This window comes from Flavobacterium aurantiibacter, from assembly GCF_002251775.1.
GTDB lineage: Bacteria > Bacteroidota > Bacteroidia > Flavobacteriales > Flavobacteriaceae > Flavobacterium > Flavobacterium aurantiibacter.
The window spans coordinates 1-21,079 of sequence record NZ_NOXX01000227.1 but is presented as its reverse complement, the minus strand read 5'-3'; the positions used below and the strand labels follow the sequence as shown (position 1 = coordinate 21,079).

At 41.6% G+C, this 21,079-nt stretch carries 23 protein-coding genes, 1 tRNA gene and 1 pseudogene; 16 read left to right on the top strand and 9 right to left on the bottom strand.

Features of this window, described 5'->3' with window-relative positions:
• Positions 1 to 7 precede the first annotated feature (7 nt).
• From tyrS to CHX27_RS14830, 4 genes are all read left to right on the top strand, one after another.
• Positions 8 to 1,309: a tyrosine--tRNA ligase gene (tyrS, locus tag CHX27_RS14850; RefSeq protein WP_094487540.1), complete on the top strand. Its 1,302-nt coding sequence runs from the start codon at positions 8 to 10 to the stop codon at positions 1,307 to 1,309.
• Between the two features lie 771 nt (positions 1,310 to 2,080).
• Complete coding sequence (trxA, locus tag CHX27_RS14840) at positions 2,081 to 2,398, top strand: thioredoxin (protein WP_094487538.1); 318 nt, start codon at positions 2,081 to 2,083, stop codon at positions 2,396 to 2,398.
• A gap of 72 nt (positions 2,399 to 2,470) precedes the next feature.
• Entirely contained in the window at positions 2,471 to 3,397 is a 927-nt protein-coding gene (locus CHX27_RS14835) for a DUF58 domain-containing protein (RefSeq protein WP_094487537.1), read from the top strand.
• Positions 3,398 to 3,468: 71 nt separating this feature from the next.
• Positions 3,469 to 3,542 (top strand) — tRNA-Asp (locus CHX27_RS14830).
• Between the two features lie 152 nt (positions 3,543 to 3,694).
• On the opposite strand, the gene CHX27_RS14825 is transcribed toward CHX27_RS14830, so the two are convergent.
• The gene (locus tag CHX27_RS14825) at positions 3,695 to 4,201 is read right to left on the bottom strand and encodes a DUF456 domain-containing protein (RefSeq protein WP_094487536.1); all 507 of its coding nucleotides are present in this window, start codon (positions 4,199 to 4,201) and stop codon (positions 3,695 to 3,697) included.
• A gap of 49 nt (positions 4,202 to 4,250) precedes the next feature.
• Here CHX27_RS14825 and CHX27_RS14820 point away from each other — a divergent pair, with 49 nt between their 5' ends.
• The gene (locus tag CHX27_RS14820; RefSeq protein WP_133063493.1) at positions 4,251 to 4,610 is read left to right on the top strand and encodes a hypothetical protein; all 360 of its coding nucleotides are present in this window, start codon (positions 4,251 to 4,253) and stop codon (positions 4,608 to 4,610) included.
• Positions 4,607 to 5,086 carry a hypothetical protein gene (locus tag CHX27_RS14815; RefSeq protein ID WP_243389024.1) on the top strand — a complete coding sequence of 160 codons (480 nt, stop codon included), beginning with the start codon at positions 4,607 to 4,609 and terminating at the stop codon, positions 5,084 to 5,086. The genes CHX27_RS14820 and CHX27_RS14815 overlap by 4 nt, the downstream gene beginning before the upstream one ends.
• 7 nt (positions 5,087 to 5,093) lie before the next feature.
• Here CHX27_RS14815 and CHX27_RS14810 read toward each other — a convergent pair whose 3' ends face one another.
• Positions 5,094 to 6,170, bottom strand: coding sequence for a glycosyltransferase (locus tag CHX27_RS14810; RefSeq protein WP_094487534.1), 1,077 nt, complete (start codon positions 6,168 to 6,170; stop codon positions 5,094 to 5,096).
• A complete protein-coding gene (locus CHX27_RS14805) occupies positions 6,167 to 7,090 on the bottom strand; it encodes a lysylphosphatidylglycerol synthase domain-containing protein (RefSeq protein ID WP_094487533.1) in 924 nt (307 codons plus the stop codon). The genes CHX27_RS14810 and CHX27_RS14805 overlap by 4 nt, the downstream gene beginning before the upstream one ends.
• A gap of 53 nt (positions 7,091 to 7,143) precedes the next feature.
• On the opposite strand from CHX27_RS14805, the gene ruvC reads away from it, so the two are divergent.
• Genes ruvC through CHX27_RS14785 form a run of 4 tightly spaced genes read left to right on the top strand, consistent with a single transcriptional unit; the run spans position 7,144 to position 9,990 of the window.
• Positions 7,144 to 7,689, top strand: coding sequence for a crossover junction endodeoxyribonuclease RuvC (ruvC, locus tag CHX27_RS14800; RefSeq protein ID WP_094487532.1), 546 nt, complete (start codon positions 7,144 to 7,146; stop codon positions 7,687 to 7,689).
• Positions 7,689 to 8,861 carry a radical SAM family heme chaperone HemW gene (hemW, locus tag CHX27_RS14795; protein WP_094487531.1) on the top strand — a complete coding sequence of 391 codons (1,173 nt, stop codon included), beginning with the start codon at positions 7,689 to 7,691 and terminating at the stop codon, positions 8,859 to 8,861. Before ruvC ends, hemW begins: the two co-directional genes overlap by 1 nt.
• A complete protein-coding gene (locus CHX27_RS14790) occupies positions 8,858 to 9,622 on the top strand; it encodes a cyclase family protein (protein ID WP_094487530.1) in 765 nt (254 codons plus the stop codon). The genes hemW and CHX27_RS14790 overlap by 4 nt, the downstream gene beginning before the upstream one ends.
• Positions 9,619 to 9,990, top strand: coding sequence for an MmcQ/YjbR family DNA-binding protein (locus CHX27_RS14785; RefSeq protein ID WP_094487529.1), 372 nt, complete (start codon positions 9,619 to 9,621; stop codon positions 9,988 to 9,990). Before CHX27_RS14790 ends, CHX27_RS14785 begins: the two co-directional genes overlap by 4 nt.
• Positions 9,991 to 10,002: 12 nt before the next feature.
• Here CHX27_RS14785 and CHX27_RS14780 read toward each other — a convergent pair whose 3' ends face one another.
• A complete protein-coding gene (locus tag CHX27_RS14780; protein WP_094487528.1) occupies positions 10,003 to 11,100 on the bottom strand; it encodes a DUF4407 domain-containing protein in 1,098 nt (365 codons plus the stop codon).
• Between the two features lie 851 nt (positions 11,101 to 11,951).
• Between CHX27_RS14780 and CHX27_RS14760 the strand changes: the two genes are divergently transcribed.
• Positions 11,952 to 12,782: a methyltransferase domain-containing protein gene (locus tag CHX27_RS14760; protein ID WP_094487525.1), complete on the top strand. Its 831-nt coding sequence runs from the start codon at positions 11,952 to 11,954 to the stop codon at positions 12,780 to 12,782.
• A gap of 308 nt (positions 12,783 to 13,090) precedes the next feature.
• Here the strand turns inward: CHX27_RS14760 and CHX27_RS14755 are convergent, their stop codons facing one another.
• The 4 genes from CHX27_RS14755 to CHX27_RS14740 form a co-directional block, all read right to left on the bottom strand.
• Entirely contained in the window at positions 13,091 to 13,528 is a 438-nt protein-coding gene (locus CHX27_RS14755; protein WP_094487524.1) for a DoxX family protein, read from the bottom strand.
• A gap of 2 nt (positions 13,529 to 13,530) precedes the next feature.
• Positions 13,531 to 14,091 (bottom strand): flavodoxin family protein, encoded by a 561-nt coding sequence (locus tag CHX27_RS14750; RefSeq protein WP_094487523.1) that lies wholly within the window; start codon positions 14,089 to 14,091, stop codon positions 13,531 to 13,533.
• 100 nt (positions 14,092 to 14,191) lie between these two features.
• A complete protein-coding gene (locus CHX27_RS14745; RefSeq protein WP_207758969.1) occupies positions 14,192 to 14,800 on the bottom strand; it encodes a Crp/Fnr family transcriptional regulator in 609 nt (202 codons plus the stop codon).
• A 37-nt stretch (positions 14,801 to 14,837) separates the two neighbouring features.
• Complete coding sequence (locus tag CHX27_RS14740; protein WP_094487522.1) at positions 14,838 to 15,209, bottom strand: VOC family protein; 372 nt, start codon at positions 15,207 to 15,209, stop codon at positions 14,838 to 14,840.
• Positions 15,210 to 15,604: 395 nt separating this feature from the next.
• Between CHX27_RS14740 and CHX27_RS15380 the strand changes: the two genes are divergently transcribed.
• Positions 15,605 to 15,784: a hypothetical protein gene (locus CHX27_RS15380; RefSeq protein ID WP_133063492.1), complete on the top strand. Its 180-nt coding sequence runs from the start codon at positions 15,605 to 15,607 to the stop codon at positions 15,782 to 15,784.
• A 65-nt stretch (positions 15,785 to 15,849) separates the two neighbouring features.
• On the opposite strand, the gene CHX27_RS14735 is transcribed toward CHX27_RS15380, so the two are convergent.
• Positions 15,850 to 17,025 (bottom strand): proline dehydrogenase family protein, encoded by a 1,176-nt coding sequence (locus CHX27_RS14735; protein WP_094487521.1) that lies wholly within the window; start codon positions 17,023 to 17,025, stop codon positions 15,850 to 15,852.
• A gap of 127 nt (positions 17,026 to 17,152) precedes the next feature.
• Between CHX27_RS14735 and aroB the strand changes: the two genes are divergently transcribed.
• From aroB to CHX27_RS14710, 4 genes and pseudogenes are all read left to right on the top strand, one after another.
• Positions 17,153 to 18,223, top strand: coding sequence for a 3-dehydroquinate synthase (aroB, locus tag CHX27_RS14730; RefSeq protein WP_094487520.1), 1,071 nt, complete (start codon positions 17,153 to 17,155; stop codon positions 18,221 to 18,223).
• 287 nt (positions 18,224 to 18,510) lie between these two features.
• Positions 18,511 to 19,905, top strand: a complete 1,395-nt coding sequence (locus CHX27_RS14720; protein WP_094487518.1) for an arginine decarboxylase — start codon at positions 18,511 to 18,513, stop codon at positions 19,903 to 19,905.
• Positions 19,906 to 19,924: 19 nt separating this feature from the next.
• The gene (locus tag CHX27_RS14715) at positions 19,925 to 20,896 is read left to right on the top strand and encodes a deoxyhypusine synthase family protein (protein WP_094487517.1); all 972 of its coding nucleotides are present in this window, start codon (positions 19,925 to 19,927) and stop codon (positions 20,894 to 20,896) included.
• A 38-nt stretch (positions 20,897 to 20,934) separates the two neighbouring features.
• A pseudogene (locus CHX27_RS14710) lies at positions 20,935 to 21,039 on the top strand (DNA primase); the annotation flags it as partial.
• Positions 21,040 to 21,079 lie beyond the last annotated feature (40 nt).

Here is a 21,079-nt window from a genome sequence, read left to right as displayed (position 1 = left end):
TTTTGAGATGAACAATTTAGTAGCAGAATTGCAATGGCGCGGCTTGGTGCACAACATTATGCCCGGAACGGAAGAACAACTTGTAAAAGAATCGACTACCGCTTATATCGGGTTTGATCCTACTTCCGACTCGCTGCACATTGGCAGTTTGGTGCCCATTATCTTGTTGGTGCACTTGAAAAATTTTGGTCACAAACCCATCGCGCTTGTGGGCGGTGCTACGGGCATGATTGGCGATCCGTCGGGGAAATCAGACGAACGGAACCTGCTCGACGAAACTACTCTCGAACGCAACGTGGCCGGTATTAAAGCTGTTTTGAGTCGGTTTTTAGACTTTAACGCCACCGGTGCTAACGCGCCCATCCTAGTAAACAACTACGATTGGATGAAGGAGTTTAGCTTTATTAGCTTTGCGCGCGACGTGGGAAAACGCATTAGCGTGAACTACATGATGGCCAAAGAATCGGTTAAAAAACGCATTCAAGCCGAAGGCGATGGGATGTCGTTTACCGAATTCACCTACCAACTTATTCAAGGCTACGACTTTTACCACCTGCACAAAACCCACAACTGCATGCTGCAAATGGGCGGATCCGACCAGTGGGGAAATATTACCACCGGAACCGAACTCGTGCGCCGCATGAACGTAGAAAACCAACCCGATGCCAAAGCGTTTGCTATGACGTGTCCGCTGATTACCAAAGCCGACGGCAGCAAATTCGGAAAATCGGAAGGCGGCAACATCTGGCTCACCGCCGATAAAACATCGGTGTATAAATTCTACCAATTTTGGCTAAACACCGCCGACGATGACGCCGAGAAATACATCAAGATTTTCACGTTTCTTGACCAAACTACCGTTACCGCTCTCATCGACGAGCATAAACAAGCGCCGCATTTACGCATCCTGCAAAAACGCCTCGCCGAAGAGGTAACCGCTTTTGTACACGGCAAAACCGAACTGCAAAATGCCATTGCCGCCTCGGAAGCCCTCTTTGGAAACAGCACCGATGCCCTAAAATCACTCGATGCGCAAACGTTTCTGGAAGTTTTTGAAGGCGTTCCGCAAAAGGAATTACCGCGGGAACTTTTTGAAAACGGCGTGGAAATCATCCGACTTTTGGCCGAACACACCGGATTTTTAGCTTCGAACTCGGAAGCTCGGCGCGCCTTAACGGAAAATTCGATTGCCATTAACCGCGAAAAAGTAGGCTTAGATAAAGTAGTAACTACCTCGGATTTCTTAACCGACGGCCTGCTGCTGTTGCAACGCGGGAAGAAGAATTATTTTGTGGTGCGGGTGGTGTAGGTTTTTCGGGAAGCTAGTCCCGATAGCTATCGGGATCGATGAATTCACCCTTTAACGTTACATGTTCCCCGCTTAACCCACGTATCGTCGGTGCCTGAGCCTGTCGAAGGCAGCCTGTCGAAGGCAGGAATTATTTTTTGGGAAATGACACGTTCTGTGTTTTCCTCAGCGGCGTCGTATTCAGCAAAATTCGGTGTGGTTCGGTGTTTTCTGTGCGCTAGAGAAGTTCGGAACGTCAGCCTCTCGAAGGCAGCATGGTGACCCCGTATCAATAATTTTTTGGGCGGTCCGGCGGTACGCGTTCGGTGGAAGTACATCACCGCCGTCCGGCCATACGCTGCAAGTTTTACCCGGAATTTTTCAAGTGTCAGGCGCTTGCAAGTGCTGTCGCATTGCCGCTGCCGTCACTTGTAAAAATTCCGTGCAAAAGCTTTCCGCTGCTGTCCTTACCGCAGCAATCGTTTCCAGAAAATACGTTATGTTTTATATTGGGAAAATTAAGAAATTTGGGCCTTTTTTTAAATCATTTAATTGTTTTGTTTACAGTATTTTACTCGGGGTAATATTGCAATATTACGGGTAATTTTTCGCACAGCCGTCTCACCCAATTTATCCAAAAATCGAGTCGCTAAACACCAACAATTCGGAGCAACAAGCCCACGCTTTTATAGCCTAAGATTGGTAATCGGCATACCGAAATAGCTAAAAGCGATATAAATTTTGAATCCATTTCGTTGAATCCTTGTACTTTTGTACAGAAAATATATAATTATGGCAATAGCAATTACAGACGCGACTTTTGAAGAGATTGTATTAAAATCAGATAAGCCTGTTTTGGTTGATTTCTGGGCAGCTTGGTGCGGGCCATGCCGTATGGTAGGTCCGGTAATCGAAGAATTAGCAACCGAGTACGAAGGAAAAGCTGTAGTAGGCAAAGTTGATGTTGATGCCAACCAAGAGTTCGCAGCTAAATACGGAATTAGAAATATACCAACTGTTTTAACGTTCAAAAACGGCGAAGTAGTGAACAAGCAAGTAGGTGTGGCTCCAAAACAAACCTACGCCGAGTCGCTCGACGCACATTTGTAATTCATACAGTTGTATACAAACAAAAATCCCGCCTGTGCGGGATTTTTTTGCTTAAAACAGTAACTTGCAGCTATGAAAATAGAGCAAAATTTTGAAAAAATAGCCGCTTTTCAACATCTGGAATTGCTCGCCAATCAGATTGTAGAAGGCTTTATCAACGGCATGCATAAAAGTCCGTTTCACGGTTTCTCGTCCGAATTTGCCGAACATAAATTGTACAACAAAGGCGAATCGACCCGACATATCGATTGGAAACTCTTTGCCAAAACCGATCGCCTCTACACCAAACGCTACGAAGAGGAAACCAACTTACGCTGTCATTTTATCATCGACAACTCCTCGTCGATGCATTACCCAAAACTGCGCGACGATCAGCCGTTTTACCAATCAAAAGCTGGTTTTGCAATTTTGGCGACCGCAGTTTTAATGAATCTACTCAAACGCCAGCGCGATGCCGTTGGTTTAAGTTTGTTTTCGGATCAATACGACTATTACGCACCGGAAAAAGGCAGCGATCGCCACCATCGAATGATTTTGAACATCCTCGAAGAAACGCTCGCCTCAGCAACCGAACGCAAACAAACCAATACACCCAAAATCTTACACGAAATTGCCGAGAAATTGCACCGCCGTTCGATGGTGGTTTTGTTCACGGATTTGTTTCAACTCTCAACCGACGAAAAATTGATTACCGCGTTGCAACATTTACGTCACAATAAACACCGCGTAATCGTTTTTCATGTGTTCGATAAGCAAACGGAAATCGATTTTGACTTCGATACTACGCCTAGAAAATTCATTGATTTGGAATCTGGCGACGAGATAAATCTGTTTGCAGAGCAGTTCCGAACCGAATATAAGACCAAAGTCGAAAAAAAGTTTAAAGAATTGGCAAGCTCGGCTGCGCAAAATAAAATCAGATATGTTCCTGTAAATGTTGCAGATAGCTTCGAGCAAATTTTAACCACGTATTTAGTGGAAAAACAAAAGTTCGGTTAATTCGAGTTTTTTTCGAAAAACGCTTGCGAATTACGAACAAGCTTGTATATTTGCAACCGCAATTATGCGATGGTTTGGTAGTTCAGTTGGTTAGAATGCCGCCCTGTCACGGCGGAGGTCGCGGGTTCGAGTCCCGTCCAGACCGCAAAAAGTAAAGAAGCCTTTCAGTCAAGAAAGGCTTTTTTGCCCAAGATATCAAAGATAGTTGTGTTGTTTTCCGCTGAGAGGCGGAAGGTTTAGTAGTTAGACCAATGAAAAGCTTTCCATTAATTTGGAGGGCTTTTTTGATTTTGGCACCTAAAGAAACAAGCGTATCAAGTCGTATTGGTAAAACTTCCAAACGAAAATCACCAAAAACAAAATCGAACAAAGCACCTTGATTACCATCGATCCCATTAATGCGATAAAACTGCCAAAAGCTGCTTTAATTGCTATTGAAATCGGTGCTTTGGCAAAGATAAATTCGCCAAGAAAAGCGCCTAAAAACGGCCCGATTAGAAATCCCAGCGGAATCGGAAAGAGAATTCCCACGAGCAAACCAACGTTGGTTCCGTAAACCGCATAACGACTTCCGCCCGCCGCTTTCGTTCCGCGACTCGGCAAGTAGTAATCCAAAAAAGAAATGAGTAGCGTAAGCACCAACGTTGTTGTGAGCAAATAATAATTGTCGGGCGATTTACTCGTAAAATGCAGCAACAACAAGCCAATCCAACTAACACTTACGCCCGGTAAAGCCGGCAAAACGCTGCCAACAATTCCCGCCAAACAACAGACAAAACCCGCGATAACCAAAAAAATATCCATCACTGTTAAATTTGTACTTTTGAAACCACCGAAGTTAAACGAAGTTACTATGAAATGGAATAAGTTCGCACTGCTATTTTTCTTGTTGATGACAACTTTGTGCTTTTCACAAGCAACCGACGAAGATGCGGCCATTAAAGAGCGATTGTATCAAAAATACAAGAAAGAAGTGCTGGCATACACACACAAAGATTTCGACGAACTGTTTTTTAGTTTTGTTGAACGTACCGGAAAAGATCCGCTGCTAACCAAGGAAGAATACTATACCTTTACTTGTAAAATTGCGGCATACTCCGAACGTTTGGGCAAATTGTACAAATCGGAACGCGAAACTGCCGAAAAATCGAAACAAGAATGGCTGGCCAAATCGTACCAAGATTACGTGAACTCTCGAAAAACAAAGCCGTGAAAAAGTCGCTGCTTCTCGTACTCGCAAGTTCCCTGTTCCTAAGCTGCACCGATTGGCCCAGAAAAGTTCCGTCGGAAACCGAATTATTGGAACAAGAATTAAAACAGGTAAATTGGCGTCAAGTCGACGAATATCCAACCGTTGCCGATTGTGAAGCACTGTCCGAAAAATTCGAGCGGCAGCAATGCTTTTTCGATTTCATTACCACACTCATTCAACAAAAATTGAGTGCCGATACGCTGCAACTCTCGGCTTCAAATTCGGATACACTCAAACTAAAAATTACCATCACCAACAAAGCCGAATTAAAATTTGAAGTAGCGCACCGCGACAGCATTCCCGAAATGCAACAAGCCGTAATCGATTCGGTATTGCAAGCGCGTTTGGTCGACTTCCCTCCGATCACACCTGCACTAAAACGAGGCGTTCCGGTTACATCGTCGTTTGTTGTTCCTGTAAAAATCAACGGGAATTAAAACCAGTTTATCTATTTATCGATCGATTTTTCCAAGTTGTTTTTCCAACCAGCGCACGTACACTGAGGTAAGCCGTTATAAACGGATACGCCAACACCACATCAACGCGAAAAGCTGGTCGCTGCCCAACAACCGATGCATGTTTGCAAACCAGTAAAAAATCGATTGTAATCTTCGCAAAAAGTAAAAACAGCTCTAAACCATTTATGGCTCCCAAAAGCAGCCTGCCTAGCACCCAAACTTGCGACCACACCGCAGCGGCAACGAGAAGCGTAAAAGCAATCACGCTTACATCTTTATACACCACCGACTTAGCACCCCACCGAATGCGCTGCGCCAAAACCGCCTGTAAATTGGTTTGATAGTTCAACAAAGCCGAGCTGCTCTGCCCCGACGCCAAGCCTATTTTTAGTTTCAATTTCTTTGCCGCTTGAAGCAGAAACATATCGTCGCCACTTTCCAGTTCGAAATCGGTTCGTATGGCACGAGTTTTTACGTACGTTGCTTTCGTAAATCCAAGATCAGCACCGCTACACAGCAAACTGTTTCCGAACAAAACCGACGCTTGCGTAACGGCCTGCATGCCGTAATACTCGTAATATTCAAAATAGTTAGAAAAATTTTTGGGCAGTTCGTTGTAATGAAGCACGCCAACGACTAAATCATTTTCGGCAGCAAACGCCTGTGAAAATCCGCTTAGGTGTGTGGCTTTTAAACGAACATCGGCATCCAGAGACAAAATATGTTCGTTTTTGGCTGTCGAAACTCCCAAATCGATGGCTGCTTTCTTACCCTTCCGCGCAAGCGAATCGATTATTTGCAAAGAAAAACGAAATGACTTGGTTGCTAGATGTAGCGGCTGCTCACTGTCGTTTATAATCAAAACCTCCACGTTCTCTAATGGATAATCTTGGTTGTTGAGGTCGTTTAACAAACCGCTCAGTTCAGAAACCGAACCTCGAAACGGAATTAAAACACTCAGCGGAAGTACTTGCTCAGCATTTGATTGTTCGTACTTTCTTACCCGCTTTCGCAGAAAAACAAACATAACGGCAACATAACTGATTAAAATTGCTGCAATCATGTGTCGAGAGGTTTGAAACGTAAAACGTAAAAAGCTCCGATCAGTAAAGGAACCACCACATTGAGCAACCACATGAGCAAAGTAATGAGCAATATCAGTTGCGGATCGATTCCCAATTCACTAAAAAACAGCAAAGCAACACCTGTTTTCACTGCAAAATCGAATAATTGAAAAGCAGGCAACGACGATGCTAATAAGTACGTTGCGGCAACAGCTGCATAAAGAGCGATCACGCTGGCTTGCGGATTTCCGACGTGCAAAAAAAGCACATATTGCGAGGTAAACGTGGCGTACCGCAACAATCCATAAAAGAAATTTCGCTGATGTACCTGCGCAGAAACCGAAAAGCCGGCTTTGAAAAAATCGTGCACTTTTGATTTGAAACGCCTGTTAACTTTTTGCAAGACAAAAACCAAAAGTACTGCTGCAGCGAGAATCGCGATTAACTGTAAAACTGTAACTAATCCCAAAAAGGCAAAAGCCAGTAAGCCAAAAAATACGCTGTAAAACATTTGAACGCCGTTGCAAACCAAATTAAGTGCAACAATTTTTAAACGCTCTTGCTTTTGATAAAACAAGGCTTTTCCCGCGTATTCGCCCAAACCGTTTGGTGTGAAACTTCCTAAAGTAAAGGCTGCGAAAACTTCTTCGGCCGATTTATGTATGGAAAGTGGTTTTACAGTTGCACCCAAATTTTGCCATTTCACAATTTCCAAAAAACGGTTTTGAAAAGACAGGTACACCAAAAAAACGATAAGAAACGGACTCAGTTTTGCAAAATAATCTAACGCGAATTCCTGAATTTCGGAAAAGTTGTTGTTTTGCAGTTTGTAAATCGTAAAACCGATTGCCAAAGAAACTACAGCAATTTTAAGGCTTACGGTGAGTAATTGCTTAGTTTTGTTTGTCGGTGCACTCATGCTACAAAGAAACGCAATTGTGCCATAGCCTTCAAAGAAACGCGCCTTTAGAAATGGAGAAAATCATTTTAGGAATCGATCCCGGAACAACCATTATGGGTTTTGGTGTAATTGCCATTGAGCGCAAGAACATGAAGTTTATTCAGCTTAATGAATTGGTGTTGTCGAAATACGACGATCACTACAAAAAGTTGAAACTTATTTTTGAGCGAACGATTGAATTAATCGACACGTTTAATCCGGATGAAATTGCCATTGAAGCACCTTTCTTTGGTAAAAACGTACAGTCGATGTTGAAGTTGGGGCGTGCGCAAGGCGTAGCCATGGCAGCAGGTTTATCACGCGGAATTCCGATCATTGAATACGAACCGAAAAAGATAAAAATGGCCATCACCGGAAACGGAAACGCCAGTAAAGAACAGGTAGCCAAAATGTTGCAGCAATTGCTTGGTCTGAAAGAATTACCCAAAAATTTGGACAGCACCGACGGATTGGCCGCCGCCGTTTGCCATCATTTCAACTCCGGAAAAGTTACAAGCGGCAGCAGTTACAGCGGTTGGGATGCTTTTGTGAAACAGAATTCGGGGCGCGTTTCCTAATGTCGGGCATTTACATTCACATACCGTTTTGCAAGCAGGCTTGTCATTACTGCGACTTCCACTTTTCGACCAGTTTGAAACACCAAACGGCATTGGTTGATGCGTTGTTAAAAGAACTAGAACTGCGTTGCGACTCGTTTTTGGCTGTTAGCGAAACCGTAGATACCGTTTATTTTGGCGGCGGAACACCATCAATTTTACCCATTTCGGAATTGGAACGCATACTTGAACGCATTCGCAAAAATTATCCGCTTAGTGATGATGCAGAAATTACTTTAGAATGCAATCCCGACGATTTGGTGGGAAACAGCGGACGTGCGTACTGCAACGAATTAAAACAAGTTGGCTTTAACCGTCTGAGCTTGGGAATTCAAAGCTTTCAAGATGCCGATTTAAAACTGATGAATCGGGCGCACGACGCAAAAATGGCGTTCGACGCTTTGAAAAACAGCACCGATTTTTTCAACAATATTTCGGTGGATTTGATCTACGGCATTCCTTGTTCGGAACCTGCCGATTTAGCGCGCGCCTTGCAATATTTTATTGAGTATTCGATTCCGCATATCTCGGCTTACGCCTTAACCGTGGAGCACAAAACCGCTTTGGAAAAACTCATTGCCAAAGGAGAAATTCCGGCGCCCGACGAAACAGCATTGGAACAACAGTTTTTATTGGTGCGAAATACACTGCGAGAAGCCGGTTACGACCATTACGAAATTTCGAACTTTGGAAAACCGAATTTTCACTCGCGCCACAACAGTTCGTACTGGTCGGGAAAACCGTATTTAGGCATCGGCCCCTCGGCGCACAGTTATTTGGGAAACACGCGCCTGTGGAATATCTCGAATAATGTGTTGTACGTGAAGGCGCTCGAGGCAGAAAATTTACCTTCGACTTCGGAAAAGCTGTCGACTTACGATCGGCATAACGAATTTGTAATGACGCAATTGCGATTAGAAAAGGGTATTTCGCTCTCGGCATATGAAACAGATTTTGGTTTGGAAGCAAAGGCCGTTTTGTTAAAGCAGGCGAAAAAGTATTTGGCTGTAAATCAGCTTGAACTGAGCGATACACATTTGAAAATCAGTGAAAAAGGACTTTTCTTTGCCGATGGCATAGCCGCCGATTTCTTTTTAGACGCCAGCGACGGAATTTTAAACGAATACGCATGAAAGTAACGATACAACAGCAGTACGAAATAGATTTGAATAAACCGATTGATATTTCGATGCCGTTAGCGGCTACGCCAGAGAATCCGGTGGCTTGGTATCAGGGTGCGCCGCGATTCGAACCTGTAGTTATGGGCGATTTTATCGGCAGTGTGCGCAGCGGAAAATCGAGTACCAATTTTTACGATTTGCATATCAATCCGCATGCCCACGGAACGCATACCGAATGTTTGGGGCACATAACGGCGGAGCACTACAGCATAAACGATTATTTAAAGACGTTTCATTTTTTCTGTACGCTTATTTCGGTTACGCCCGATTTAATAGACGAAGATTTGGTTATTACGCGAGAGCAAATTGCTGCTGCGGTAAACAACAATTGGCAAGAAGCTTTGGTTGTTCGAACTTTACCCAACGACGATTCGAAATTGCAGCGCAAGTACTCGAATACCAATCCGCCGTATTTGCATGCCGATGCGGTGGCCCTTTTGGTTGAAAACGGCGTGAGACATTTACTACTCGATTTGCCGAGCGTGGATCGGGAACAAGACGGCGGCGCCTTACGCGGACACAAAACTTTTTGGCAGGTGACCGATGTGCAACAAGTAAACGCCGATGCCCGATTTGATGCCACAATAACCGAACTCGTGTTTGTTCCTGATACTGTAGCCGATGGTATGTATTTTTTGAATTTGCAAATCTGTTCGTTAGAAAACGACGCTTCGCCGAGTAAACCCGTTTTATATGAATTAGTTGCGCTATGAATATCGAAGATTTTGTAAATTTTTGCTTGTCGAAACCCGGAACGTCGGAACATTTTCCGTTTGATGAAGATACTTTGGTTTTAAAAGTAGCCGATAAAATGTTTGCCGCCACAGGTTTAGGAAGCTGGGAAGGCGGGCAACCCACAATCAATTTAAAATGCGATCCGGAGTTGGCAGTTGAATTACGCGAACGGTACCAAGCTGTGATGCCGGGTTATCACATGAATAAAACGCATTGGAATACAGTGGCAGTTAATCAGGATGTGAGCGACAAAGAAATCGTACAAATGATTAACCACTCGTACGATTTAATTGTAGCCAAATTGCCGAAGGCTGTTCGCGAGCAGTTACAATCGTTGAACGGCTAACGATAGGTTAATTTATGCCTGCGCATATTTTTTTCCAAATGCCTGAATTTTTCCAGACAAAATTTCTTTTCCTGTTTTTTTGCTTTCGGAAGCCAATTGTTCGTCGGTTTTTAGTGCGGCAAACGATTCGTTTTGGATTTGCTCGTAGGTTTTTTCGAGCAGTTTTAATTCGCGAATTTGTTCTTCCACGCGCGATTTAACGGCGAGTTCGCTTTCTTCCAACAGATAATCGTATGTGCCTTTTGGTGCCAGCAGTTTTGCTAAAATCGGTGCGGTTTCTACACACAAGAAAAGTAACATAATAAACAAAGACGGCATGGTTGGCAAATCGTTTAAGGCACGAATGCGCGCCATGAGTCCGTCGTATTTATTGATAATTGGTTTTGCTTGCGCGATTTTCGATTCTTGTTCGGTTTCGAGTTTCTGTTTGTTCTCGTTTAGTGTAGCGAGTTTAGCGGCGGTTATTTTTCGCAGCGAATCGAGTTCAGTTTTAGCTGTATTGTGTTTGGCGATTTTCTCTTTAAACACCGGGCCTTTTCCGATTTTGAGTGTGCCTTTGGTTCCTTCAGCTTCGGCAATGTACGTGTTGTACAAATTGTTTACCTCTTTTTCTTTTGCTGCAAGTTGCGCTTTCAGGCTGTCGGTTTCGGATTTGATGTCCTGCAAGTTTGTTGCGAAGTAGGTTTGTACTTCTTTTTTGTTTTGCAGAGCGAGTTTGTTTTGTTCGGAAAGCAGTACGGCGTCGATTTCTTTTTCGAAGATTTTAATTTCGAGTGGTTTTGAAATCACAACCGCGATGATTAAGGCGAGTACGAGTCTGGGAACGGCTTGTAAAACTTCGTTGGTAAAGCTATCGCGTTTTTTGAGTGTAGAAACAATGTAGCGGTCGAGGTTAAAAATGAGCGAAGCCCAAACTAAACCAAAGATTACGGCCGGATAGATGCTATCGAACACAGTGAAGAGTGCGTAGGTAGCGGCAAGAAACGCCATTACTGCGGTAAAGAAAACGGTGGCGCCAATTCCCACGTATTTGGTTTGTTCGCCTTCGCTGCATTTATCGAGCAGCTGACGGTCGGCACCGGAACACAGAATAAAAAATCGTTTTAACATGATTGATGAGATTGATGATGCACGAAATACAAATAGCGCGCCAAATTTTTTTGCACAATTGTTGCAGCCCCGATTGCAATGGAAAGGCAAGGCAGTTTGGGCAGACTGCGGTTTGGCGGAAAAGAGCGACCAAAGGAAGCTACTTTACTGCCTTAACCGAAGCTGCCCAAACCACTTGACTTGCAATGAAAAGCGGGAATTGCTGCCCTAAAAATCTGTATACTATTTTAACAAACCACCGCCAGAATTTATTTTATCGGTGTTGATGTCGGTGTTGTCTTTTTGCAATTTAAGGTTACCGAAATTATAGGTTAGCGAAACGCGGAACACTCGTGAATCGCGCTTTTCGTAGAAAGTTGAGCGAATATTTTCACCGGGAATTAGGGCTGTTGTTTTATTGATATTGAACAAATCGAAACAATGCACGCCTAATTTTAACCTTTTGTTCTAAGTACACGACAAAAATTGTATTAAATTAATTTCCAGCTTATTGAACTTTGATAATAAGCAATTTGACAAATAATCTAATCCGAGTTTAAAAACGGATACTGCTCTTCGACCATGATTTTTTATCTTTATTGGTTTTATTTGATTATCAATATAATCCCCAATTTTATAGCACCAAAGAAATGCAATCATTACCAACGCGATTAATTTTTCTAATCTTTCTNATAATCCTTTAATATACTGAATATCAGCTTTTTGTCAAAATTTTTAAGAACTTATTTTATTGATTTTTAATCAATTATGTTTTTTGTCGTGTACTAAAATATTTTTGTTTTTGCTTACCTGTAAGTAGAATGAAACTATAGCGATAGTAAAATTTGAGATACTTCTAAGAAATAAGCTATATGGAAATAATAGATTTTGCTGATAATGTGTACTTAAAAGATGGAATCTGGTTTTCCAAAAACAATCGAGATATTTCTTATCCCAAAGAAGGAAACATGAATTGTTATGAAATTGAGAAAGATAGTTTTTGGTTTCAACACAGAAACAACTGTATTTTAGAAACAGTTAGATTTTATTCTGAGCACGAAACTTTTTTCGATATAGGTGGCGGAAATGGGTATGTTGCCAAAGGACTTGAGGATAATAATATAAAAACAGTTTTAGTGGAGCCGGGTTTAGAAGGAGCTTTAAATGCGAAAAAGCGCGGGCTTTCGAATATTATTTGTTCCACATTTGAAGACGCAGGTATTAAAGTAAACTCTTGTAAATCAATTGGATTATTCGACGTCGTAGAACACATAGCTGATGATCAGCAGTTTCTTATGTCAGTTTATTCTAATCTTGCTGTAAATGGCTTTGTTTACATAACCGTACCGGCTTACAATTTTCTCTGGTCTAAAGAAGATGCTGACGCCGGACATTACAGACGTTACACAAAAAGACAAATTTGTAGAGTGCTCGAAGACAGTGGTTTTAAAATCCAATATGCAACCTACATTTTTTCAATTCTTCCCCTTCCAGTTTTTTTCTTTCGGACAATTCCGAGTTTTTTTTGGCTAAAAAGAAATTCATCAGATTTGAGTAAACACAAACAAGAACATTCTCAAAGAAAAGGTTTAATAGCCCTCATTCTGAATTTTATTTGGAATAAAGAAATATCTTATATCAAACAGAAAAAGAAAATTCCGTTTGGTGGTAGTTGCTTAGTAGTAGCTAAAAAAACTTCCTGATCTCCACATGCTCCCCCGAACTCGCCCCATTTCAAGTTTAATATAAAAAATCTTCGCACTATGATACTTCCTTGTTTCACAACCGTCTTTTCAAAAAACTAGTACACATTCCAAAATTAAAACCTCGTTTAGAGCGATTAAACGAGGTTTTTTTAATGTGTAAAAATATGATATTGTGAAAATTGCGACCGCAAAAAACTAACCGAATCAAGCACTTTTGTTTTCCTGAATTTAAGGGTATATAATCAGTAGTGTTTTCGATGGAGTTCCCAATTTCCCCAATCAAATCCAGCTTGTAACGACAAATTTTAGGCGCTTATTTTCTGGTATAAACCCAACTTTCCGCTGCCATTCAACAACAAAGCTAAAGCTAACCCAATGATTAACAGATGAAACTCGTAACCTTCGCCTTTCTGGTTGCCAAACCAATTCATAAAAAAGCCGTATTCTAGATGCGATGTTAGAATAATGCCGCTGAATAAGACAACGATGGCGGCTGCCCATATTCGAACGGCAAAACCTAACAGTATCGAGATTGCTCCCACAAATTCAATGACGATCACCAAAAACCCGATAATCCAGGGCAAGTGGAGCGTTTCTGTAAAAAAGTTCATGGTTCCCGTAAAGCCGTAGCCGCCGAACCAACCTAACATTTTTTGCGCGCCGTGAGGCAAAACAATACCACCTAAGCTTAAGCGAAGTATCAAACCAACATAGTTGTCTGCTGTTTTAAAAATAGCTTTCATTCTTACTTTATTAAATTTATTTTTTCGTTTACTAGTTCGGCAATCCTTTTTCCAAAAAGTTCTGCCGTGTGCATGTCTTTCGGAGTGTTCACTTGATGATGCGCGTTATCCGACAGCGTCATAAGTCCTAAGTAACTGGCAAGTCCGTTCGGTTCGTCTAACTGAATGTCGTTTTCAAATTTAGGTAGTATTCCCAACGAAATCCAAAGCATGCTGTGCTGTGCCGCGAAAAGCGCTAGTTGCTGTAAGGTGTTGAGCTTATCTCCATTGAGCGTAGAGGAATTGGTAAATCCGGCAGCTAATTTGTCTTTCCATTTCTGTTGATACCAAAATGACCCCGTCGCTTCCATAAATTTCTTGAATTCAGCGCTTACAGTTCCCATGTACGTTGGCGTTCCAAAAACAAGCGCATCGGCTTCGTGGAGAATCTCGAAATTGGCTTGCGCTTCCAGGGTCGAAACCAATTTAACATCCGCACTGCGCTCGAGTGCTCCCTTTTGGATGTGTTCGGCAACAATCTTGGTGTGTCCGTAGCCGCTGTGGTATACAATTACGATACTCATAAGTAGTTGTTTTAAAATTCACCACAAAGCAACTACAGCGGAAGCGATAAAAAATTAAACTAGTTTAATTTCGAACAGCTACGGTTCAACTTTCTGGGTTTTAACGCTGCGTCAGACGTTTTCGAAGCATACTTAAAAATACGGGAGTGATTCTCAGGTAAGTGGCAACTTGCTTTTGAGAGAGACGCTGTTCTAACGATGGATATTTTTGTACAAAATCGAGATAGCGCTCTTCGGCGGTTAGTGCCAATGTTTGCTCAATGCGCTTCTGCTGGGCGATAAATGCATTTTGCAATAAAATCCTGAAAAAACGTTCAAATTTGGGCACTCTAGCGTATAAAGTATCGAGGTCGGATTTGGATATTTGAAGTATTTCGGACTCCTCTAACGCTTCGATGTAGTAAGTCGACGGAGTTTGGCTTAAAAAGCTATATAAATCGCCAATCCACCAATCTTCGACTCCAAACATGACGATGTGTTCTGCTCCGAGTTCGTTTAAGGTATAAGTCTTTGTACAACCGCGAATAATAAAGTTTTCGGTACGACAAATCTCACTCGGTCGTAAAATGAACTCCTTTTTTTTAAACGTTTTGTATTGTAAAAGGCTTAAAAAATAGTCGACCTCCGTTCGATCTAAATGGATGTGCTTGTTTACATTAGCAAGAATAATTTCAAAGTTTGGAGTGGTCAAGTGGTCTAATTGCTGCAATCTACTTTTGCGAAAGTAACAAAGATTATGCTGAAATCTATCGGTGTTGGTCAATCAAAATTACATTCCCGTCGGGATCCGAAAGAAAAATACTGCCCGGTCCGGCCGTTTGTTCGTCGACTTCTGCCGAAAGGCAAATACCACTGGCTTTTAGTTGCGACTGAATCGCACGAACGTCGTCAAACGGATCGGTATTATGCCCGTTTTCGTCCCAGCCCGGATTAAAGGTGAGCAGGTTTCCTTCGAACATTCCTTTAAACAAACCGATTAACGCATTTTCGTTCTTTAAAATCAAATAGTTTTGCTCGAAACTTCCCGAAAGGACGGTAAATCCCAACTTTTGATAAAATTCGTGCGATACGGTCAAATCAGTAACGCTTAAGCTAATTGAAAAAGCTCCTAGTTTCATACTGTTTGCGTTTACTCATTTACCACGCCTTTCTTGCGCTACATTTAAACAACTACAACAGGCGCAACAAAATGCTTCTTGCAACAAATATAAAAACTTGGAGCCTTTTTTTGGCGCTAATTCCTAAAAATCAGATGTTTAAAAAGATGCTTACTTCTGAGTGAATACCATAAATTAAACAATCAGTCGTGCACAGTTTCTTAAAAATTAATGAATCGAAAAAAAGCTATCTCTCTTTCTTCGCACGATATTTCTGATAACTCGCATAGCCTAAGCTGATTACGGAATGTACGAACATGCTCAAATACAGATAGCCAAGTAACTTCAAGCCATACGGGTCTGTGAAATACTTAGCTTGCGAAAGCCCAATTAAAATTGAACAATAAATAGCAAAAATGAGTACATTGACACCAAACCAATACCAAAATGTTCTGGGTCTTGGCCATAAGTACAAGCTTCCGAAAATAAAAGCAGCGGGCAGCAGTATGCAGATAAGCGTTAAAAACATAAATCAGCGGTATGAGGAACTACATTTACACCGATCGCTACAAAAATATTTGCTTCAAAAGAAATAAAAAGCAAATTGCAAAGGTGTACATTTTTAATCATCTGCCATATGCCTATTAGCAGTAGCAAGCAGCTATCTTCCCACTGTTTTTCTCCGATCGCGTTCTTTCTTTAACAAATTTAATTCGCGACTGGTTTGCCCGGCTACCGAAGTATTTTCTTCTGCACGTCGAATCAAATACGGCATTACATCACGTACGGGTCCGAAAGGCAAGTATTTCGCTACATTGTAGCCGTGTGCGGCCAAATTATAACTGATGTTGTCACTCATTCCGTATAATTGTCCGAAAAATACACGTGTATCATTTTTAGCAATTCCGTGTTCGGCCATCAATTGCATTAAGCGGTATGAGCTCGATTCGTTGTGCGTTCCCGCAAAAATTGCCATGTGCTCCAAATGTTCCATCATGTAGTACACAGCAGCATCAAAATTCGCGTCGGTTGCGGCTTTGTCTTTGCAAATCGGAGTAGGGTAGCCCAATTCTTCGGCACGCTTGTTTTCTTTTTCCATGTAAGCGCCGCGCACGAGTTTCATTCCAATATGAAATCCGTCTGCTTTAGCTCTCTCGTGCAATTCTTTCAAATACGGAACACGATCATGACGGTAAAGTTGTAAGGTATTAAAAACTACTGCTTTTTCTTTATTGTATTTGCGCATCATTTGTTCCACAAGATCGTCGGCGGCATCTTGCATCCAACTCTCTTCACCGTCTATCAACAGCATCACATTTCCTTGATGTGCTGCGCTGCAAACTCGGTCAAATCGTTCGATAACGCGGTTCCATTCTGCCTGCTCGTCCGGAGTTAAGGTTTCCTTTCGACCTAGTTTTTCATACAGTTCGAATCGGCCAAAGCCCGTTGGTTTAAAGACAGCGAACGGTATGGCTTCTCGAGCAATCGCAAAATCTATGGTGCGTAAAGTCATCGCCAAAGCTGCGTCGAATTGGGCTTCGTCTTCTTTTCCTTCCACCGAATAATCTAAAACAGATGCCACGCCTTTGGTATACATTTTATCGACCACAGGCAAACAATCTTGTTCGTTTACACCACCACAAAAATGATCGAAAACGGTGGCTCTAATCAAACCCTCAACAGGTAAATGTGCTTTGATGGCAAAGTTGGTAACCGCAGTGCCAATGCGAACTAAAGGTTCGTTAGCAATCATCTTGAAAAGAAAATACGCGCGGTCGAGTTCTGTATCGGTTTTTAGAGCAAATGCCGTTTCGGTGTTGTCAAACAATTTTTCCATCGTAATTTTTATGCGTCACAAAGATAACGAGAACGTTTGCGTAGGCAATATTTTTATCGCTTTCTTCACGATTATTTAAGTCGATTTCTCTCGGAAATGTTGCAACTTTGTTCCGTAAACTTTGAAAATGACTCTCCTCAACCATACTGCACTGGTGCACGACATCTACGAAGGCGAAAACGGCTATGCAGCTTTAAACGCACTCATCGAAAAAAAGAAGTACTCTAAAATTGTTCTCTTCTCCGACGAAGTAGTTTACGATTTGTGGGCCAGTAAATTACTGCAAGAATTGTATGCTGTTCAAGACATCCATACCATTGTGATTGAAGCCGGCGAAGCACAAAAGCAGTTGGAAATTTGCAAGTTTATTTTTGAAGAATTAGCCGATATCGAAGCCGACAAAAGTACCTTGATCATCAACTTTGGCGGCGGAGTGGTAACCGATATCGGCGGGTTTATCGCATCGACATTTAAGCGCGGAATCGATTTTGTGAATGTGCCTACTACACTTTTAGGAATGGTCGATGCTGCTTTGGGTGGTAAAAACGGCATCGATTTAGGTGCGGTGAAAAACCAGATTGGAACAACAGCCATGCCGCAATTGGTACTTATCGATTGCGCTTTCGCGGAAAGTCTAGAATCCGAAGAAATTTTGTCGGGACTAGCCGAAATGATTAAACACGGCGCTATTGCCGATGCCGCTGTCTTTGAACGATTTGAACAAGCAACTTCGTTTTCCATCGCAGCGGATAGCGACAGCATTATCGAATCGGCACAGATAAAAATGCGTATTGTTAGCGAAGATCCGTTTGAAAATGGCCTCCGGAAAGTTCTCAATTTCGGACACAGCATAGGTCACGCGCTCGAATCGTATTTGCTGGAAAGCAGTGAAGAACGTGTTTATCACGGTTATTGCGTCGCTGCGGGAATGATCATGGAAAGCCACATGGCCTGGCAAAGCGGATTATTAGCAGAAACTGATTTTAAGCGATTAGTTGCCGTGATCGATCGGTTTTTTGATCGCATAATCATTCCACAAAATGCCGTTTCAAAACTGCTGGAGTTGATGCGTCACGACAAAAAAAATAGGGATGGAAACCTGCGCTATGCACCAATTACGGCCATTGGTTTTGCGAAAGACACGTATGTAGCTGACTCACAACAAATTGAAAATGCGATACAATTTTATAATTCCTAACATTAAATTAAATAAATGTAAAGAGTGTTACTTCAATATTTTTTTACATTTGCTGCAATGAAAAGAAACGAAAATTTTGCTAGCAAACCGCATCATTGCAAGGATTCACGGCAGTTTAAACGCCGTTTTTTGGATTTAATAGCCACTAAATTTTCTTTATTGCATTTATTTGACAGTTCGTTGCTGCAATATGCGAGCGCCGAATTGCAAATTATCTACGCCAATATTAGGGTTTGAGAAAGCTGTTTTACACAGTTTTATTGTTCAAATCTTAATTTCTCGCTTTCATGAATACAAAATATTTCGACCTTATCAATCAAACGTACTACTTTCCCCAAGAAGAGTTTACGCTTAACAAAGACAATCTCCAATTTCACAACATCGATTTGATGAAGTTGGTAGAACAATACGGTACGCCGTTGAAGTTTACGTATTTACCGCAAATTTCAAACAACATTAAGCGCGCGAAAAATTGGTTTCGTAACGCTATGGAAAAGAATAAGTACGAAGGCAAGTACTACTACTGTTATTGTACTAAAAGTTCGCACTTTGAATATGTGATGAACGAAGCGTTTAAAAACAATATTCATATTGAAACCTCATCGGCTTTCGACATCAATATTGTAGAACGTTTAATGGAAACCGGAAAAATCAATAAAAACACGTTTATCATTTGCAACGGTTTTAAGCGCGACCAGTATATAACCAATATTGCGCGTTTGATTAATAGCGGCCACAAAAACTGTATTCCGATTATCGATAATTATGAAGAATTGGATTTGTTGCAAGCCGAAATTAAAGGAAAGTTTAAAATCGGAATTCGTATTGCCGCGGAAGAAGAACCAAAGTTCGAATTTTATACGTCGCGCTTGGGTATTGGGTACAAGAATATTTTGGCTTTCTACAAGAAGCAAATTCAAGACAATAAAAAGGTGGAATTGAAAATGCTCCACTTTTTCATCAATACCGGAATTAACGACAACGCCTACTACTGGAACGAGTTGGTGAAGTGTATTAAAGTATATATCGCTTTGAAAAAAGAATGCCCGTCGCTCGATGGATTGAATATAGGTGGCGGTTTTCCGATTAAAAATTCGTTAGCCTTTGAGTACGATTATCAGTATATGATCGACGAAATCATCAACCAAATTAAAATTGCATGCGACGAAGCTGAGGTTGATGTTCCGAACATTTTTACAGAGTTTGGATCGTTTACTGTAGGCGAAAGCGGCGGAGCGATTTACCAGATTTTGTACCAAAAGCAACAAAACGACCGTGAGAAGTGGAATATGATCGATTCGTCGTTTATTACTACTTTGCCAGATACTTGGGCCATCAACAAGCGTTTTATCATGTTGGCCATAAACCGCTGGAACGATACTTACGAACGTGTACTTTTGGGTGGTATGACTTGTGATAGCGACGATTATTACAACTCGGAGCAAAACATGAATGCCATTTATTTGCCGAAATACAATAAAGAGAAACCGCTTTACATTGGGTTTTTCAATATAGGAGCGTATCAAGAAACCATTGGCGGTTACGGCGGATTGCACCACTGTTTGATACCGCAGCCGAAGCACATTTTGATTGATCGCGATGAAAACGGCATCTTAGCTACGGAAGTTTTTTCGGAGCAACAAACCTCAGAGCAAGTGTTAAGTATTCTGGGATATAAATAAAAGAAATTAAATTTGAGATATGAGTAAAGGACCGATTAGCCAGTTTATAACAAAGCATTATTTGCACTTTAATTCAGCTGCTTTAGTAGATGCTGCCAAAGCCTACGAGGCGCAATTAGAGAATGGTGCGAAGATGATGGTAACTTTGGCGGGAGCTATGAGTACAGCCGAAATCGGTAAGATTTTTGCAGAAATGATTCGCTGTGATAAAGTACAGATAATTTCATGTACTGGTGCGAATTTAGAAGAAGATATCATGAACTTGGTAGCGCATTCACACTACGAGCGCGTGCCAAACTACCGCGATTTAACTCCGGAACAAGAATGGGATTTGTTGGAGCGTGGTTTAAATCGCGTAACCGACACGTGTATTCCGGAGCATGAAGCATTCAGACGTTTGCAAAAGCACATTTACAAGATTTGGAAAGACGCCGACGATAAGGGAGAACGTTACTTTCCGCATGAATTCATGTACAAAATGTTGTTGTCGGGCGTTTTGGAAGAATATTACGAAATTGATTTGAAAGATAGTTGGATGTACGCTGCCGCGGAAAAGAACTTGCCTATTATTGTTCCAGGTTGGGAAGACAGCACGATGGGTAATATTTTCGCCTCGTATGTTATCAAAGGCGATTTAAAAGCCTCGACGATGAAAAGCGGTATTGAATACATGACGTTCTTGGCCGATTGGTACACGAAAAACAGCAAATCGGGCGTAGGTTTCTTCCAGATTGGTGGAGGTATTGCGGGCGATTTCCCAATTTGTGTGGTGCCGATGTTGTACCAAGATATGGAAATGCACGATGTTCCGTTTTGGAGCTATTTCTGTCAAATCTCCGACAGTACAACCAGTTACGGTTCGTATTCCGGAGCGGTACCGAACGAAAAAATTACTTGGGGAAAATTAGATATAACAACTCCAAAATTTATCATAGAATCTGATGCTACAATCGTTGCGCCTCTTATTTTTGCGTACTTGTTAGATATGTAAAGTTAAAAAGCAAAACGCCCTTTCCTATTTATAAAGCGATGAAAAGAATTATTGTTGATTACTCCAAACTTACAAACGAGATTTTGAATTTGCTGGTCGAGAAGTTTCCCGACGGTTACGACGATTCAAATATTATCCGGTTTAGTACACGACAAAAAACATAATTGATTAAAAATCAATAAA